At 69.8% G+C, this 15,675-nt stretch carries 13 protein-coding genes; 11 read left to right on the forward strand and 2 right to left on the reverse strand.

What is annotated here, in order from left to right:
* The first annotated feature begins 53 nt into the window (after positions 1-53).
* The 4 genes from OJA40_RS07295 (at position 54) to OJA40_RS07310 (ending at position 4,800) form a co-directional block, all read left to right on the forward strand.
* Positions 54-473, forward strand: coding sequence for a hypothetical protein (locus OJA40_RS07295; protein WP_208425813.1), 420 nt, complete (start codon positions 54-56; stop codon positions 471-473).
* 39 nt (positions 474-512) lie between these two features.
* Positions 513-1,217 carry a class I SAM-dependent methyltransferase gene (locus OJA40_RS07300; protein WP_208425812.1) on the forward strand — a complete coding sequence of 235 codons (705 nt, stop codon included), beginning with the start codon at positions 513-515 and terminating at the stop codon, positions 1,215-1,217.
* A gap of 408 nt (positions 1,218-1,625) precedes the next feature.
* Complete coding sequence (locus OJA40_RS07305; RefSeq protein WP_263810228.1) at positions 1,626-4,178, forward strand: S8 family serine peptidase; 2,553 nt, start codon at positions 1,626-1,628, stop codon at positions 4,176-4,178.
* Between the two features lie 13 nt (positions 4,179-4,191).
* On the forward strand, positions 4,192-4,800 hold the full coding sequence (locus tag OJA40_RS07310; protein ID WP_208425810.1) for a hypothetical protein: 609 nt from the start codon (positions 4,192-4,194) through the stop codon (positions 4,798-4,800).
* Between the two features lie 39 nt (positions 4,801-4,839).
* Here the strand turns inward: OJA40_RS07310 and OJA40_RS07315 are convergent, their stop codons facing one another.
* The gene (locus tag OJA40_RS07315) at positions 4,840-6,762 is read right to left on the reverse strand and encodes a TonB-dependent receptor plug domain-containing protein (RefSeq protein WP_208425809.1); all 1,923 of its coding nucleotides are present in this window, start codon (positions 6,760-6,762) and stop codon (positions 4,840-4,842) included.
* 210 nt (positions 6,763-6,972) lie between these two features.
* Here OJA40_RS07315 and OJA40_RS07320 point away from each other — a divergent pair, with 210 nt between their 5' ends.
* The 3 genes from OJA40_RS07320 to OJA40_RS07330 all read left to right on the forward strand — a co-directional run bounded on the left by OJA40_RS07320 (position 6,973) and on the right by OJA40_RS07330 (position 10,754).
* Entirely contained in the window at positions 6,973-7,314 is a 342-nt protein-coding gene (locus OJA40_RS07320) for a rhodanese-like domain-containing protein (RefSeq protein WP_208425808.1), read from the forward strand.
* 125 nt (positions 7,315-7,439) lie between these two features.
* On the forward strand, positions 7,440-9,743 hold the full coding sequence (locus tag OJA40_RS07325) for a TonB-dependent receptor (protein ID WP_263810230.1): 2,304 nt from the start codon (positions 7,440-7,442) through the stop codon (positions 9,741-9,743).
* A gap of 45 nt (positions 9,744-9,788) precedes the next feature.
* Positions 9,789-10,754, forward strand: coding sequence for a DUF4249 domain-containing protein (locus OJA40_RS07330; RefSeq protein ID WP_208425807.1), 966 nt, complete (start codon positions 9,789-9,791; stop codon positions 10,752-10,754).
* Positions 10,755-10,791: 37 nt separating this feature from the next.
* Here OJA40_RS07330 and OJA40_RS07335 read toward each other — a convergent pair whose 3' ends face one another.
* The gene (locus OJA40_RS07335) at positions 10,792-11,613 is read right to left on the reverse strand and encodes a hypothetical protein (RefSeq protein WP_208425806.1); all 822 of its coding nucleotides are present in this window, start codon (positions 11,611-11,613) and stop codon (positions 10,792-10,794) included.
* 471 nt (positions 11,614-12,084) lie between these two features.
* Here OJA40_RS07335 and fabF point away from each other — a divergent pair, with 471 nt between their 5' ends.
* From fabF to OJA40_RS07355, 4 genes are all read left to right on the forward strand, one after another.
* On the forward strand, positions 12,085-13,350 hold the full coding sequence (fabF, locus tag OJA40_RS07340) for a beta-ketoacyl-ACP synthase II (protein WP_263789320.1): 1,266 nt from the start codon (positions 12,085-12,087) through the stop codon (positions 13,348-13,350).
* A gap of 87 nt (positions 13,351-13,437) precedes the next feature.
* A complete protein-coding gene (locus OJA40_RS07345; RefSeq protein ID WP_208425804.1) occupies positions 13,438-13,848 on the forward strand; it encodes a hotdog fold thioesterase in 411 nt (136 codons plus the stop codon).
* A gap of 36 nt (positions 13,849-13,884) precedes the next feature.
* Positions 13,885-14,835 (forward strand): ring-cleaving dioxygenase, encoded by a 951-nt coding sequence (locus tag OJA40_RS07350; RefSeq protein ID WP_208425803.1) that lies wholly within the window; start codon positions 13,885-13,887, stop codon positions 14,833-14,835.
* A gap of 35 nt (positions 14,836-14,870) precedes the next feature.
* On the forward strand, positions 14,871-15,524 hold the full coding sequence (locus tag OJA40_RS07355) for an alpha/beta hydrolase (RefSeq protein WP_208425802.1): 654 nt from the start codon (positions 14,871-14,873) through the stop codon (positions 15,522-15,524).
* Positions 15,525-15,675: the final 151 nt, after the last annotated feature.

A 15,675-nucleotide genomic window follows, 5' to 3' on the forward strand; every position in this document is an offset into this window, starting at 1 on the left:
TCTTCGCACCCGCGCCCCACACTCCCACGCTCTCCACACCCACGCTCAACACCATGCACAACCTCCACGGCCCCGACCGCCTGTTCGAAACCCGCTACGGCGACGTCCTGCAATGCGCATGCTGCGATCGCATCCAGATCACCTTCCGCGAGCACACGCTGCTGGTGGACGCGGACGAGCTGGAGGTGCTGACCGATACAATCAAGCACGCCTGGCAAAACGTACAGGATACCGACGGGCCGGACCAGTGGCAGCTCCAGGCCGGCACCGACGCCGGGCCCGTCTCCATCACGCTCTCTGAACCGGCGCTCCGCACCCTCCACGCCCTGCTTCAAGGGGCCTGGTCGATGTATACGCTGCGGGAGCGGGTGGGCGCCGTGGCGTCGGGCGAACAAGGAGAGGCCCGAGACGTGCTGCGAGACCACGCCCCGACGCCCCGATCGCGGTGGGATGGCGTGGACCGGTCGCATTAGGTCGCCCCTCGACGCCGATCACGAACAGTTCCAGGCCGCATGTCCGACGCGCCCTCCGTTCAGCAGTTCGGCCCCGATCGCGCCGCCGGGTACGACGATCGCATCCGGCGCCTCTGTCCCGGCTACGATGTGCTCCAGGACACCGTCGCGTCCGTCCTGGCGGCCCGGCTGCCGGAGCGGGCCCACCTGCTCGTGGCGGGCGCCGGCACCGGCGCGGAAATTGTGCGGATGGGACAGGCACACTCGGGGTGGCGGTTCACCGCCGTCGACCCGTCGCCCGCGATGCTGGACCGGTGCCGGTCCAACGTGTCGGACGCCGGGCTTGAGAACCGAGTCGAGTACCTCGACGCGGCCGTCGAGGAAATGCCCGGTGCCCGGTCGTTCGACGCCGCCACGTCGCTCCTCGTCACGCACTTCATCAACGGGAGGGCGGCCACGCAGCGCTACGTTCGGGGCCTCGCCGAGCGGCTGCCCCCCGGCGCGCCCCTCGTGTGGGCCGACCTTCACCGTCCGGCGTCCGACGAGGCGTTCCGCACGCTCTGGGCCGCGTGGCGGACACAGATGCGCGCCCGCCTGGACGCCGACACGGTGGAGGATGCGTTTGAGGAAATTGAAGAAGGCATCTCATTCGTCCGTCCAGCGGCCTTGACGCACATTGTCACCGACGCCGGCTTCACCCCGCCGACACCGATCTATCGGCAGCTTCTGTGGGGCGGGTGGATCGCCTCCCGACGCGCTGACTGACCGCAGCGCCGACCTGGACAGTTTCCCCCTGACGTCCCCACGGAATGTGTCCGGGCCCGGCCTCCCTCCCGCTCGGCTGGGCGCCCTCCCCGAAGGCCCACCGAGCCCCCATCCGCCCACGAAGCACCCGTCCCCGGAGCCGTCTCGCCCCCGCTCCGATGCCCCGACCGGCGGCCACGGGCCGATGTCGCTCTGGCCGCTTCGCCTTCGCCCGGGAGGCCGCCCGTACGGTATGTCCTGACGTCGCCAGGGACGGGAGCGGTATTTGCCATTTCCGGACGAGGCCCCCGGGAAAAAGATCACGTTGGACCCAGACATCCTCCGTTTGTAAAATGGTAGTCCTGCCAAGGCGGCTTGCAGGGGCGTCCGTGCCCCCGTCCCGGCCCCCTTCACGTTCCCCACCCCGTCGTGCAACGATCCTGGCTTGTCCGGCCCTGGTGGGCCGCCCTCTTCCTTGGCGGCCTCATTGCGGGCGTCCCCGGGACGGCCGGGGCACAGGCCCCGCAGGCGTCCTCCGCAATCGCCCCCCGACTCCAGGACGCGACCCCGCAGGCCCAGCAACGGGTCCGACGCGCACTGCGGAACCGATCCGCTTCCAAGAGGAACGGTGCACTCGCTCCGCTCGGGCCGCACCTCGCCACGCTTTACTACCAGCACGAGGCGGCCGGCCCCGCGGGGGTGCGTCGCCTGTTCGGGAGCACAAAGCGCACGCACCAGGCCCAAAACGCCCGCTACCACCGGCCCGTCTCGCGGGACGGCCGGTCCGTCACGGTCACCGCCGTCGCCACGAACACGGGCGCTCTCCTGTCTGACCTGCGGGCCCTCGGCTTGGAACGGGGCACCCGGGCCGGCCCGGCGGTGTCGGGACGCCTGCCGATCGCGGCCCTCGACGACGCCGCCCGGCTGGCGTCCCTCCGGGGCATGGTGCCCGCCTACGCCCAGACGCACGTCGGACGCGTCGGGTCGGAGGCCGATACGGCCCACCGCGCCTTCGAGGGGCGGGCCGACCTCAACGTGGACGGCAGTGGGCAGAAGGTGTGTGCGTTGTCGGACAGCTACGACCGGAGCGCCACCGCCGCCACCACCGCCCGGGACGACATCGCGTCGGGCGACCTCCCGGGCCCCGGCAACCCGGCGGGTCGCACCACACCCGTGGACGTGCTCGACGACAGCGAGCCGGGGAGCGACGAGGGGCGCGCGATGCTGCAGCTCATCCACGACATCGCCCCCGGCGCCGAGCTGGGCTTCCACACGGCCTTCGGCGGCATTGCCGCCTTTGTGCAGGGCATCCGTGCCCTTGCCGACCCCAACGAAGGCAACTGCGACATCCTCGTCGACGACGTCCGCTACAACACCGAGCCCTTCTTCCAGGACGGCCCCGTCGCGAACGTCGTGGACAGTGTCGCTGCGGAGGGGGTCGCGTACGTCTCCGCCGCCGGCAACGACGGCCAAAACGCCTACCAGGACGGCTTCCGCGACTCCGGGAAGCAGGGCGTCGTCAGCAGCGGGGCCGTGGCCCACGACTTCGCCCCGTCCGGCGGCGCGGTCGACACCCTGCAGCGCATCACGATTCGGCCGGGCGGCACCTTCCGCATCTTTACGATGCAGTGGACGGACCCCTCGTCGTTGGTCGACGGGTCGAGGGAGGCGGACACGGACCTCGACGTGGCCCTCGTGAACGACACGCTCGGCATCGTCGCCCAGTCCGCCCGCGACAGCGACGCCCTCGGCCTCCCGGTGGAGGGGGTGCTGGACTACACAAACCTCGGGGCCGTGGACGCCAACCAGGACGGCGCGGCGGACTCGACGTATCACCTCGTGATCGAGAAGGCCGCCGGGCCCTCCCCCGACGGCGTAAAGTACATCCACTCCGGGTTCAACTACGAGATTGAGGAGCACGCCCCGTCCGGCCCCACCCTCTACGGCCACCCCATGGCCGAGGGCGCACTGGCGGTCGCCGCGGCCCCATTCTTCAACACCGCGGCGTACAACGCGAACGTCGACCCGGCGGTGCTGGAGCCGTTCTCTTCGAAGGGGGGCATCAAAGTTCGGTTCGACGAGACCGGGATCCCCATCCTGGCCCCGGAGGCCCGCGAGAAGCCCGACCTCACCGCGACCGACGGCGTCGACAATACGTTCTTCGGCACTGACTCGGCGTACGACACGGACACGCACCCCAACTTCTTCGGCACGTCGGCGGCCGCCCCGAACGCCGCCGCCATCGCGGCCCTCGTCTGGGAGGCCAATCCCGGGTTCACCCCCACGGAGGTGTACGACCACCTCAAATCGAGTGCTCAGGACGTGACGGACCGCCAGACCCGGAACGGGGCGTTCGTGTCTGTCCCGTCGGGCGTCGACGCGTGGAGCGGGCACGGGTTCATGCGGGCGACCGCCGCGGCCCTGCCCGTGACGCTGGCCGACTTTGGGGCGGTGGTGGAGGAGAAGCGCGCGGTGCTCACCTGGACGACGACCCGCGAGACCAACAACGCCGGGTTCGGGATCGAGCACAAGCGCGGCGACGGCACCTTCGAGACAATCGGGTACGAGGCCGGGGGCGGCACGACCGCCGAGTCACGGACGTACCGCCACCGCACGGCGCCGCTCGGCCCCGGCCTCCACACCTTTCGGCTCCGGCAGGAAGACCTCGACGGGTCGACGACCTACAGCAAGGAGATTACGCTCACACGCGCCCTCTCCACGACGCACAGCGTGTCTGCGGTCACCCCGAATCCAATCACCGACGAAGGCGCTGTGTCGGTCGTCGTGGGAAAGCCCCAGGATGTGCGGGTCGAGGTCTACAACGTGCTCGGCCAGCGGGTGGCGCTTCTCCACGATGGTCCGCTGAGCGCCGACGACCCCAAGACCCTGGCGCTGGGGGACAATCTGCGGAGCGGCGTGTATTTCCTTCGCGTCACCGGCCCCTCCTTCACCGCCACCCGACAGTTCGTTCGCGTCCGATAGTGGGCCCTCCCCTATGCCGTCCTCGTCGCTGTTGCCAACCGGTCTGATCCTCCTGCTCGCCACGGTTCTCATTCCGGCCCCGAGCCCGGCCCAGCCCCGGTCCGATAGCCTCCGGGCGGAGGCGCTCCGGGACTTTCACGGGCCCGACCGGACGGGCAAAGACGGACCGCTTGCCAAGGCCGGCCTGGACCTGCTGCTGCTCTACCACGAGTACCGCGCGTTTCGGCGAGAGGGCGGCGATTCCTTCGCACCGAGCGTGCCCGGGGCCCGTGTGACCGACGGGCACGTCTCTATCGATGCCATCGCAAAAGCGTCGGCGGCCCAAGAGCTACGGGCGGATCTGTGCGCGCTCGGCCTCACGGACGCGGCGGCGGCCGGCCGGGTGGTGTCGGGCCGGCTGCCCATCAATCAGGTGCCCGCACTGGCCCGTGTGGAGTCGCTGCGAGGCGTCGTCCTCCCGCGTGCAAAGACGCAGCGCGACCTGTCCCCGCCGGGCGCGCCAATGGCCGCCCCCGTGTCCCCATCGGCCAGCACCCCGTCGCCGTCCGGGGGCCCCACCGATACGGGGATGCTCGGCTTCCTCGGCGGCGTGCTCGGAGTGCTCGTGCTCACCGAGCTGTAGGGCCCTGTGCATCCTCCGGCCGGCGCCCCGTCGCCCGTTTTACAGCGCCACCTCCGCCCCGACCAGGAGCGTACGGCCCGGCATCGGCGCGTCGAAGATCTCGCTGTACTGCCGGTCGAAGGCATTGCGGAGCTCGACGGACAGCGTGGTGCGGGCGCCGGAGAGGCGCGTGCCGTAGGCCAGCCGGCCGTGCACCACCCCGTAGCGGTCGGTCGCCAGGGGCGCGTCGCGGAGCCGATCCTTCCACAGCCCCTGCAGCCCCAGCGTCACGGCCCCGGCCCGCACCGACGCACTGCCCTGTAGTTGGTGGCGCGCCGCATCGAGGCCGTACTTGTAAGCGGAGGGGCGCTTTTGCCCATCCAGGCTAGCGTCGAGGAGCGTGTAGGCCGCGTCGAGGCTGACGCCCACGGCACCGAGGGTCCGGTCGAACGACAGCTCCGTTTCGAGCCCCGTGGTGGTAGTGCGGTCCAGATTTTGGGCCTCGAACACCGGTTCCGCCTCGTTCCGGAGGTAATCGATGGCGTTATCGGTGGTGCGGTGGAAGCCCGTCACGGAGAGCGACAGATTCGCCGGCAGGCGCACGTCCACGCCAACCTCCCCGGACCAGGCGGTCTCGGCCGTGAGGTCGGCGTTGCCCTGGTTGCTGGGCGAATCGATGAAGCGCTCCAGGAAGTTGGGCGCCCGCACCACGCGCCCCCCACCCGCACGGAGCGTCGCCGGCCCGAGGTTGTAGGCCACGTAGAGCTGCGGGGTCGGCTCCGTCCCGTACGTCGGGTCGTAGTCGACGCGCGTGCTCTGGTTGACCGTGAGGCGAGGGGTGGCGCGCCAGCGCAGGCTCACGAAGGCCCCGACGGACTGGTCGCCGTGCACCCCATCCCGATTGCTGTCGACCCCACGAAGCCCGGCGGAGGCGCCGCCGGTCACCCGGACGCCATTCCACGTGTGGGCCCCCTGCCCCTGCACCCGAAGGCGACGGCTGATGTGGGTGTTGGCACCCACGTCGGGATTGTACGTGTACCGGTCGCGGTGCTGCTTGCCGAAGAGTTGCACCTGCCAGGGCGTGTTCGTCGCGTCGGAACTTGACAGACGGCTCTGGAGCCAGAACGTGGAGGTTGCCTCCCGGGCCCGATCCGTGGCAAAATCCGAGTAGAAGTGGTAGGCCCCGAACTCGCGATCGTCCACCCCGGCTCGGGTATAGAGCGTCGCGCCCTCAAGGTCCTGCGACACGGCCGCCGTGGCCGTCCGCCGCTCAAAGTCCGTCTGCACGGTGCTTGAGAGATTGCGTCCCTCCGGCGGCGGGGACGCCGACACACGCCGGCCGTCGCTTCCCTGCACCGCGGCCGCCGCGCTCACGGTCGTCCGGTCCCCCGCGGTACGGGCCGCGGCGCCCATGTCGTAGAAATTGTTCTTTCCGTACCGGCTGTCAACCCGCGCCGCGGGGCCGTCCTGCCGGACGTCCTCCCTGCGGAGGGCCGTCTTCGTAATGAGGTGGACCACCCCGCCGAGGGCGTCGGGGCCGTAGAGGGCCGTCGCCGGGCCGTGGAGCACCTCCACGCGGGCAATTTCCGAGAGGGGCACCGGCAGGTCCATCAAGAAGTGGCCCGTGTACGGGTCGTTGATGCGGGCGCCGTCCAGCAGCAGCAGGACGCCGTTGAAGGTGGAGCCCCGCATCGTGAGGTCGCTCTGCACGCCAAACCCGCCCCGGCTCTTCACGTCGAGCCCCGCCGCGACGTTGAGCAGCTGATCCACGCTGTTGACGGAGAGGGACTGGATGTCTTGCTGCGTGTACACGCTCACGCGGCGCCCCGTCTCCCGCACCGCCGAGGCCACGCGGGAGGCCGTCACCACGACGCTATCGGCCATCTGCACGCGAAACGCCACGTCGGACGTGTCCTGGGCCCGGACGGGCACGGCGAGCAGCAGAACAAGAAGGCACGGAAGAAACAGTCGAACGGAACGCATACCAGGGCAAGGATGAGTGCAACGATGAACCGGCGGCGCCCAACGACTGCCCTGGCGGGCGGATCCGCCCCCCCTCCGGAAATTCGTTGAAGACGTGTAACGCCTCCTCTCCCTGCGATTACGGAGGATCCTACGCCGAACGCCGCTAATTTTGAAGCACTGCGTACAGATACACTTTCGTCGCTTTCTTGTCCCACCGGTTCGTAAAACATGTCCGATACGCTGGCCACCATTTCCGCCGACGACCTCAAAGGCAAACTTGAAGGGGAGCACCCGCCGGTTCTCATCAATACCCTGCCGCGAAAGGCCCACGCGGCGACTCACATTCCAGGCTCCGTCAACGTTCCGGTGGATGAGATCGACCGGATGGAGGCACTCGTCCCCAACAAGGACGAGCCCGTCGTCGTGTACTGCGCCAACGCGGGGTGCGACGTCTCCCTCAAGGCGGCCCACGCCCTGGAGGACAAGGGCTACACGAACGTGATCGACTTCGAGGACGGCTACGCCGGGTGGCGGCAGGCGGGCTACCCGCTGGTCGGCGAGAAGCGCTAGCCGCACGTCCGGCGGCGTCACAGCCCTCATGGACGGGGACGGCCGCCCCCGGCGGGCCCGCGGCACCACACGCCGGACTGATCTGTTGGGACGGCCGGACTCTCCCTCCCAAATTCCCCGTGCGCATGCGCCACGTTCGTGTCGCCGTCCTGCTCGGCCTCTGCGCCGTCGCCCTGCGCCTCGCGCCCCCCGTGCTGGCCCAAGAGCGTGCCGCCCTAAACGGGTACGTGCGCGACGCCGAGACCGGGGAAACCCTGCTCCAGGCCAACGTCGTGGTCGAGGGCACCGGCCGCGGCGCCGCCACCAACAACGACGGCTACTATACGCTCCAGGGCCTCCCGCCCGGCCCGCAGACCATCGTATTCTCCTACCTCGGCTACCAGACCCGCACGGAGACGGTCCCCCTCACGGCCGGCGAGACGACGCGCCTCGACGTGGAGCTCGCGCCCGCCGACCTGCAGACGGAGGAGGTCGTCGTGACCGGCGAGCAGGACGATGCCGGCGAGCAACGCATGGGGGTGGACAAGCTCCCCGTCGCGACGATCACCGAACTGCCGTCCGTCCTGACGCCGGATGTCTTCCGCTCCCTCGCCCTCCTGCCGGGCGTCACCACGGCCTCGGACTACTCCAGCAACCTGTACATCCGGGGCGGCGGGCCGGCCCAGACCCTCATCCAGCTCGACCGCACGACCGTCTACAACCCGACCCACTTCTTCGGGTTCTTCTCCACGTTCAACCCCGACGCCATCAAGGACGTGCAGCTCTACAAGGGCACCTACCCGGCCGAGTACGGGGGGCGGCTGGGGAGCGTGGTCGACATCTACAACAAGGACGGAAACCGGCGCGAGACCACCGGGGGCCTCAGCCTCAGCAGCCTGGCGACCCGGGGCTACATCGAAGGGCCCTACGGCGGCAGCGACGACGACCCGGCGGGCTCCTACATGGTGGCCGTGCGCCGCTCCACCCTCGAGCCGCTGCTCGCGGTCCTGGACGACGTGGACGGCCTCCCCGACACCTTCTACTTCTACGACGTGAACGCGAAGGCGACCTACGACGCGGGCCCCGACGACGACCTCTCGCTGGCCGTGTATGGGGGGCAGGACCAGCTCTTCCTGCGGCCCGGCGACGGGCAGGAGTTCGACGTGGACTACGGCAACCGGACCCTCAGCGCCGACTGGACGCACCTCTTCTCCGACCGGCTGTTCTCGACGCTCACGGTCGCGGGCTCCCGCTACGAAAGCACGCCGGTGTTCGAGCTCGGCGGGACCCGCTTCACCCAGACGAACGAGGTGCGCGACGCGTCCCTCAAGGCGGGCGTGGAGTACGTGCCCGGGGACCAGCACACCGTGGAGGCCGGGCTGCACGCCAGCCGCCTCACGTTCCAGTTGCGGAGCACGTTCGACGGGGACGAAACCTTCAACCAGCGCCTACAGGGCGAGCAGGCCGCCCTGTACCTGAAGGACACCTACACCCCGACTTCGGACTGGACGATCCGGGGGGGCCTCAGGGCGACCTACTTTTCGGAGGGGGACTACCTGCGGCTTGCCCCCCGGCTCTCGGTCGAGCACGACCTGACGTCGTCGGTCCAGCTGCAGGCCGCCTACGGCCGCTACCACCAGTTCCTGACGCTGGAGACGAGTCAGCTCTTCACGGCCTTCGACTCCTGGCTCATGACCGACGAGGGCCTGCTCCCCTCCTACGGAGACCAGATTGCATTGGGCGTCAACGCCCAGGTGGGCGACGCGTGGCGGCTGGACGTGGAGGGCTACGCCCGCACCATGCGGGACCTGTTCGAGCTGGATCCCTTTCTGCCCGACCCGGCGGGCGTCCCGTACGCCGATCGGTTTCAGGGGGGCGACGGGCGGGCCTACGGCACGGAGGTGCTCATCCGACGCCCGGAGGGCCGCCTGAACGGCTTTCTGAGCTACACCCTCAGCCGCACCGAGCGGCGCTTCCCAAACATCAACCGGTCCGAGGCGGGCACCCCGCAGTACTACCCGCCCAACTTCGACCGCACGCACGAGCTTACGCTCGCCCTGAACTACCACCTCACCGACCAGTGGCGGGTGTCCGGCACCTTCAACTACGCCACCGGCCAGGCCTACACGCGGCCCGAGCAGCGCTACGAGCTGGTGGACAGTCCCTTTTCGTTCAGTCCGGGGGTGGGAGGGGCCCAAAACGTACTCGTGAGTCCCTTCAACAACGCGCGCCTGCCCCCTTATCACCGGCTCGACGTGGGCGTGGCCCGGACGGGGCAATTTTTGGGGATTGCCGAGTATGAACTGCAACTGCAGGCCATCAACGCCTATGCGCGGCGCAACGTCTGGTTTTACCAGTTCGAGAACGAGTCGGACGGCACGCTCGACCGAAACGTAACGCCCCAGATTCCCATTCCGGTGCCGAATGTGTCGTTCTCCCTCACGTTCTGACCCGGCGCGTCCTGTCTCGTGCCCCCCAATTGCCCATTCGCATTCATGCGCCGTCTGGTGTTTCCCCTTCTGCCCGTGCTCTTTGCGGCCGGGCTCATCGGCTGCGACACGGCCGCCCCCACCCCCGAGACGCAGGTCGTCGTGGAGGCCTATCTGCAGGGCGGGGCCGCGATGCCCCCGATTCGCCTCACCCGTAGCGTCGGCACGAACGAGGCCTATGGGGCATCCGAGACGGCCGTGCGCGGGGCCACCGTGGAGGTACACCGCCTGAGCGACGGGGGGACGCCCACCGACACGATCGGCTTTACCGAACAGGAGCCGGGCCTATACCGGCCCGACACTTCGTCACGAGTGCGGCCCCGCGCGACCTACGAGCTGTCCGTCACCACGCCGGACGGAACGGGCCTTTCCGCCACCACCACCGTGCCGGACACGATCTCGATCGTGGACGCCACGAACACGACGGCGGTGCACGGGGCCCCCACCCGACAGCCCGCCTTCACCATCACCCCCCCGATGAGCGACCGCGAGCAGCAGGCTGTGCTCGTCATCACGGCCACCTCGCTGGCCGACTTCGGGCGGCCGGCGTCCCAGTTGGCCCGCGGCCTGACGCCGTTTTACGCAGACCTCTACACCCCGGACGAGGACAGCATTCGCACCTACCGCACCACCTCCTCGGGCGTCCGGAACGAAGCGAACTTCACCCGCGACGCGAACGGCCGAATCACGACGGACCTGCCGTGGATCTCCGTGGCGTTTTACGGCCCGAACGAGATCGGCGTCCACGTCATCGACGACAACCTGTTCAACCTCATCCGCTCCCAGCAGGCCCAGTCGCCGGGCGGGCCGGGCGGCGGGCTCGGCCCCGGGGAAATTCCGAACGTCATCGAGGACGTGGAGGGCGGCACCGGCGTCTTTGCCAGCTACGCAAAGGCCACCCGGGACGTCACGATTCAGTGCCCGCCCTCGCTCGCCCCGGACGAGTGCCCGGCCTTCGCGGCGTTCCCGTAGCCGCTCGGCCCCGACGAGGGCCGCCGGCCCGGTGCGGCTACGCCTCGGACGGGCGCCCCGACTCCACCTGCGCCTGCTTCCGCTCCCCAATGTACCCCCCCACGAGGGACGCGACGAGGCCGATGACGAGGACGAGGGCCATGCGCCCGTAGGAGAGGATGTTGGCCCCGCCGAGCGCGACGACGAAGACATCGATCAGGAGAACGAGCGTGATGAGGCCCGCGACGGCCGCCTCGTACGACGTGTCGCCCGGCGAGCGGAACGCACAGACGTACCCGGTGGCCTCCAGCCCCAGAAAGACGACGAGCAGCATCACCCAGGCGTAGGGCGCGTCGATGGCGGCCGCCGGGTTGCCGAAGAGGCCGAAGCCCCAGATTACGAAGTTCACCAGGAACAGGCTCACGGCGAACCCGAGGATGGTGCCGGCCATGACCCAGTCCCAGGACAGCGCCGCGGACTCCGATTCGGCGTAGGTCCGCTGCAGCGTCTCCCCGGCCCACGCCCCCCCAAACGTCAGGACGAGCCCGTTGAGGAAGGCAACGACCATCGTGTACGTGAACGCCCCGTCGCTCACCAGGGGATCGAACGCCTGCAGGCCGAGTGCCGAGATGATGAAGTAGGCCGCCACGGCCACCAGCACCGCGGCCAGGGCCGGCTCCAGCACCGTCTCGCCCTCGCTCAGGGCCCCGTAGGTCGCCCCCGCGAGGATGAAGCCGGAGATCATGGCGAGCAGGGGAAAGGTGGGCGCGCCCAGCGCATTTCCGGTCATCCAGGTGAAGAGGACGACGAACACCACACCGGTAAGGAAGGACCCGACGATGGCCCGGGGATCAAAGCGAAAGGCAGAACGGGTAGACATTGCGTATCGGAATTCAGCTCATGAAGGGTCGGGTGAGAGAGCATACGGAGCCGGGAGCACGCACTTGGCCCGACCGGTGCTCCGTCACCCCCCAATATAAGAATGCAAAGTTCAGAAGAAAGCCGAGTGAACGCTTGGGGGCCAGCCGGTTCGACGGCCGCCGCCGCCCGCGTCTGCCCCCCGATCCACTTGGTTAAATCCGCATGACCCCATCGGAACCCCTTGTTTCGGAGCAGGTGGGACGATACACTACACAGTTCCGAGGGCAAAAGCAGTGTCTGGAGGTACAGGCGCTGTTTCGGGCACATCGACGTGTGTTCCCTTGGTGGCGGGGGCTGTTCCCCGTCACGGTCTTTTCTCCCCACACGGCCTCGTCGCCTGCGAGCGTCGGCCCTGCCCGTGAGGCATCGCTGCAGGGCCCCGCTGTGCTCGCGTCGCCCCGCACTGACTGCCGACCAGCCTGCCTGCTTCATGGATTCTACCGCTCCCTCTCGCCGCGTCGTCGTTACCGGCCTCGGGGCCCTCACGCCGCTTGGCCACTCCGTCGATGAGTTCTGGGACGGCCTCCTGGCCGGCAGGAGCGGGGCGGGCCCCATCACCAAATTCGACGCGTCGGACGTCCGCACCAAAATCGCGTGTGAGGTTTCGGGCTTCGACCCCACCGACTACATGGACGCGAAGCTGGCCGAACGCCAGGACCCGTTCAGCCAGTACGCCCTGGCCGTCGCCCAACAGGCCTTCGACGACGCGGACCTCGACACCGACGCCCTCGCCCCGGAGACGCGGGACGACATCGGGGTGATCTTCGGCACGGGCGTGGGCGGCAGCGACCTGTTTGTCGACTCGGTGCTCGACCTCGACGAGAACGGGGCGCGGCACATCTCTCCCTTCTTCGTGCCCATGATGATCAGCAACATGGCCGCCGGCCTGATTGCCATGGAGCACACGCTGCGCGGCCCCAACCACTGCGTCGTGAGCGCGTGCGCCACCGGCAACGACGCCATCACCGACGGGCTCCTGCTCCTGCGCCAGGGCCACGCCCGGGCCATGCTCGTGGGCGGCACGGAGGCGTCGATCAACGAGCTCTGCGTCGGGGGCTTCGCCTCGATGCGGGCCCTGTCGACCCGCAACGACGCGCCCACGAAGGCGAGCCGCCCGTTCGACGCGGCCCGGGACGGGTTCGTGCCCGCCGAGGGCGCCGGCGCCCTCATGCTCGAGACGCTGGAGCACGCCCGCGAACGGGACGCCACCATCTACGCCGAGGTGGCGGGCGTGGGGAAGTCAAACGACGCCCACCACTACGCCGCCCCCGACCCGGACGGACGGGGGGCCGCCCTGGCCATGGACAAGGCGCTCGACGACGCCGGCCTGGCCCCGACCGACGTGCAGCACATCAACATGCACGCCACCTCCACCCCCGTCGGCGACGTGATCGAGTCGGACGCCGTGAAGCAGGTGTTTGGCGATCACGCCGCCGCCCTCAACCTGTCCGCCACCAAGAGCATGACCGGCCACATGCTCGGCGCCGCCGGCACGGCCGAGGCCATCGCGTCGATCCTCGCGATCCGCGACGGGCGCGTGCCCCCCACCATCAACCACGAGACGCCGGGCGAGGACTGTGACCTCAACTACACCCCCAACGAGGCGGTGGACCGCGACGTCTCGGCGGCCCTCACCAACGCCTTCGGGTTTGGCGGCCACAACACCACGATTGCGGTCACGGCGTTTGAGGACTAATCGTCGGCCGCTCCCTGTCGCTCCCCTTCCGTGACCCATGAGTGATCCGTGAGCAGCCCGCCCTCTGCCTCACGGGTGCGCCCCGCAATGCCCTCCCTCCCCGACAACCTCGGCGGCGTCGCCGACCTGCTCGACATTGCGATCGAGACGGCCACCCCCGAGCGCGTCGTCGCGACCATGCCGGTCACGCCCGACCACCATCAGCCGTTCGGGCTGTTGCACGGGGGCGTGAGCGTGGTTCTGGCCGAGACGGCGGCCAGCGTCGGGGGGAGCCTGGCGGCGCCGGACGGACGAGCGGCGGCGGGCCTCGAGGTGAATGCCAACCACGTGCGCCCCGTGCGGGACGGCACGCTGACGGCCACGGCCGCCCCCCTCCACACCGGGCGCACCACACAGGTGTGGGAGATCAAAATCCGGAACGCAGACGATCAACTCGTGTGCGCAAGCCGTTGCACACTGGCCCTCGTCGATCAAACCGATGCCCCCTCGGCGGCGTGAGGGATCGAGCCCCCTTCATCTCGACGTCTCCTCCCGATGCCCGACGCTTCGCTCCCCGGCGTTCACCACATCACGGCCCTGTCCGGCGACGCCCAGGAGAATCTCGACTTCTACGCGGGCGTGCTCGGCCTGCGCCGGGTCAAGACGACCGTCAACTTCGACGACCCGACCACGCACCACCTCTACTACGGCGACGCCTCGGGCCATCCCGGAACCACGCTGACCTTCTTCCCCTGGCCGCAAGCGACGAGCGGACGGAGCGGGGCGGGCATGGTGCAGGCCGTGGCGTTTGCCGTGCCCGAGGGCGCCCTGTCCGGGTGGCGCGACCACCTCGACGCGCACGGCATCGAGCCGGAACTGAAGACCCGCTTCGGCGAACAGCGCCTCCACTTTGCGGGCCCGAGTGGCCTGCCGCTGGCCCTGGTGGCCACCGACGCCGCCGGGGACGCCGCGCCCTGGACCAACGGCCCCGTCCCCGCCGGCCTCGCGATCCGGGGGCTCCACGCGCCCGTCCTGCCCGTCTTTGCCGACGACCGCACCCCGGAGCTCTTCACGGACGTGTTCGGCTGGACCCGGGCCGGCGCGGACGGCGACCTCGTGCGTCTTCACGGCCCCGGACCGGGCGCCGGCACCGCGGTGGACCTGCTCGTGCGCGACCGACACCCGTCCGGCCGCATGGGCCGGGGCGCCGTGCACCACATCGCCTTCCGGGCCCCGGACGACGCGGCCCAACGGGCGTGGCAGTCCCGCCTGCGGGAGCACGGCCTCCAGGTGACCGACGTGAAGGACCGCCACTACTTCCGCTCCGTCTACTTCCGCGACCCGGACCGGACATCGGGGCTGCTTTTTGAGATCTCCACGGACGGGCCCGGCTTTTACGTCGACGAGGACGAGGCGGAGCTCGGCCGGTCCCTCGCGCTGCCGGAGCACCTCGAGCCGCGCCGCGCCGACCTGGAGAGCGCCCTCCCCACGCTCACCGCTCCCTAACACCGCCGGCCCTCTTCCCCTTCCCTCTTCTTCCGATGAGCACCGACGCCATCCACCAGGGCCAGCCCGTCCACACCGGCGGGGCCCCGCTCGACGACGCGCAGGCCGGCCTCGTGCTTCTGCACGGGCGCGGCGCCTCCGCCCAGGGCATGCTGCAGCTCGCCGACGACCTTGACGTGCCGGACGTTGCCCACCTTGCCCCCCAGGCCCGAATGCGCTCGTGGTACCCCCAGTCGTTCATGGCCCCCCGCGACCAAAACGAGCCCGAACTCTCCTCCGCCCTCGACACCGTCGGCACCGTGCTCAACGATGTACGCGAGGCCGGCCTCGGCCCCGACCGCACCGTCCTGCTTGGGTTTTCGCAGGGCGCCTGCCTCGCCACGACGTACGCCGCCCAGCGCCCGCAGCGGTACGGCGGCGTGGTGGGCCTCAGCGGCGGCCTCATCGGCCCCGAAGGTGCCTCGTTCGACTACGACGGCTCGCTCGACGCCACCCCGGTCTTTCTGGGCTGCAGCGACCAGGACCCCTACATCCCTCGGGCCCGCGTGGCGGAGACCGCCGAGGTGCTCCGGGGCCTGGACGCGGAGGTCACGACCCGAATCTACGAGGGGCTGGGCCACACCACCAACGACGACGAACTCCAGCGCGTCCGATCGCTCCTCCACGACGTCGCGGCGACCGACTCGTAAGCCGTCGGCCCTCTCGGGGACAGGCGGGTTGTGGACGCTCCGGTGGGGACGGAGGCCCCGAACCATCGGTTTCCAGGCTAGCCGGAATCGTCTCTCGTCCAGGCCCCCCAGCTTCCCGACGGGTCCCGCCTACACCAGACTCGTCTCCGAC

The organism is Salinibacter pepae (genome assembly GCF_947077775.1).
GTDB classification, from domain to species: Bacteria; Bacteroidota; Rhodothermia; order Rhodothermales; family Salinibacteraceae; genus Salinibacter; species Salinibacter pepae.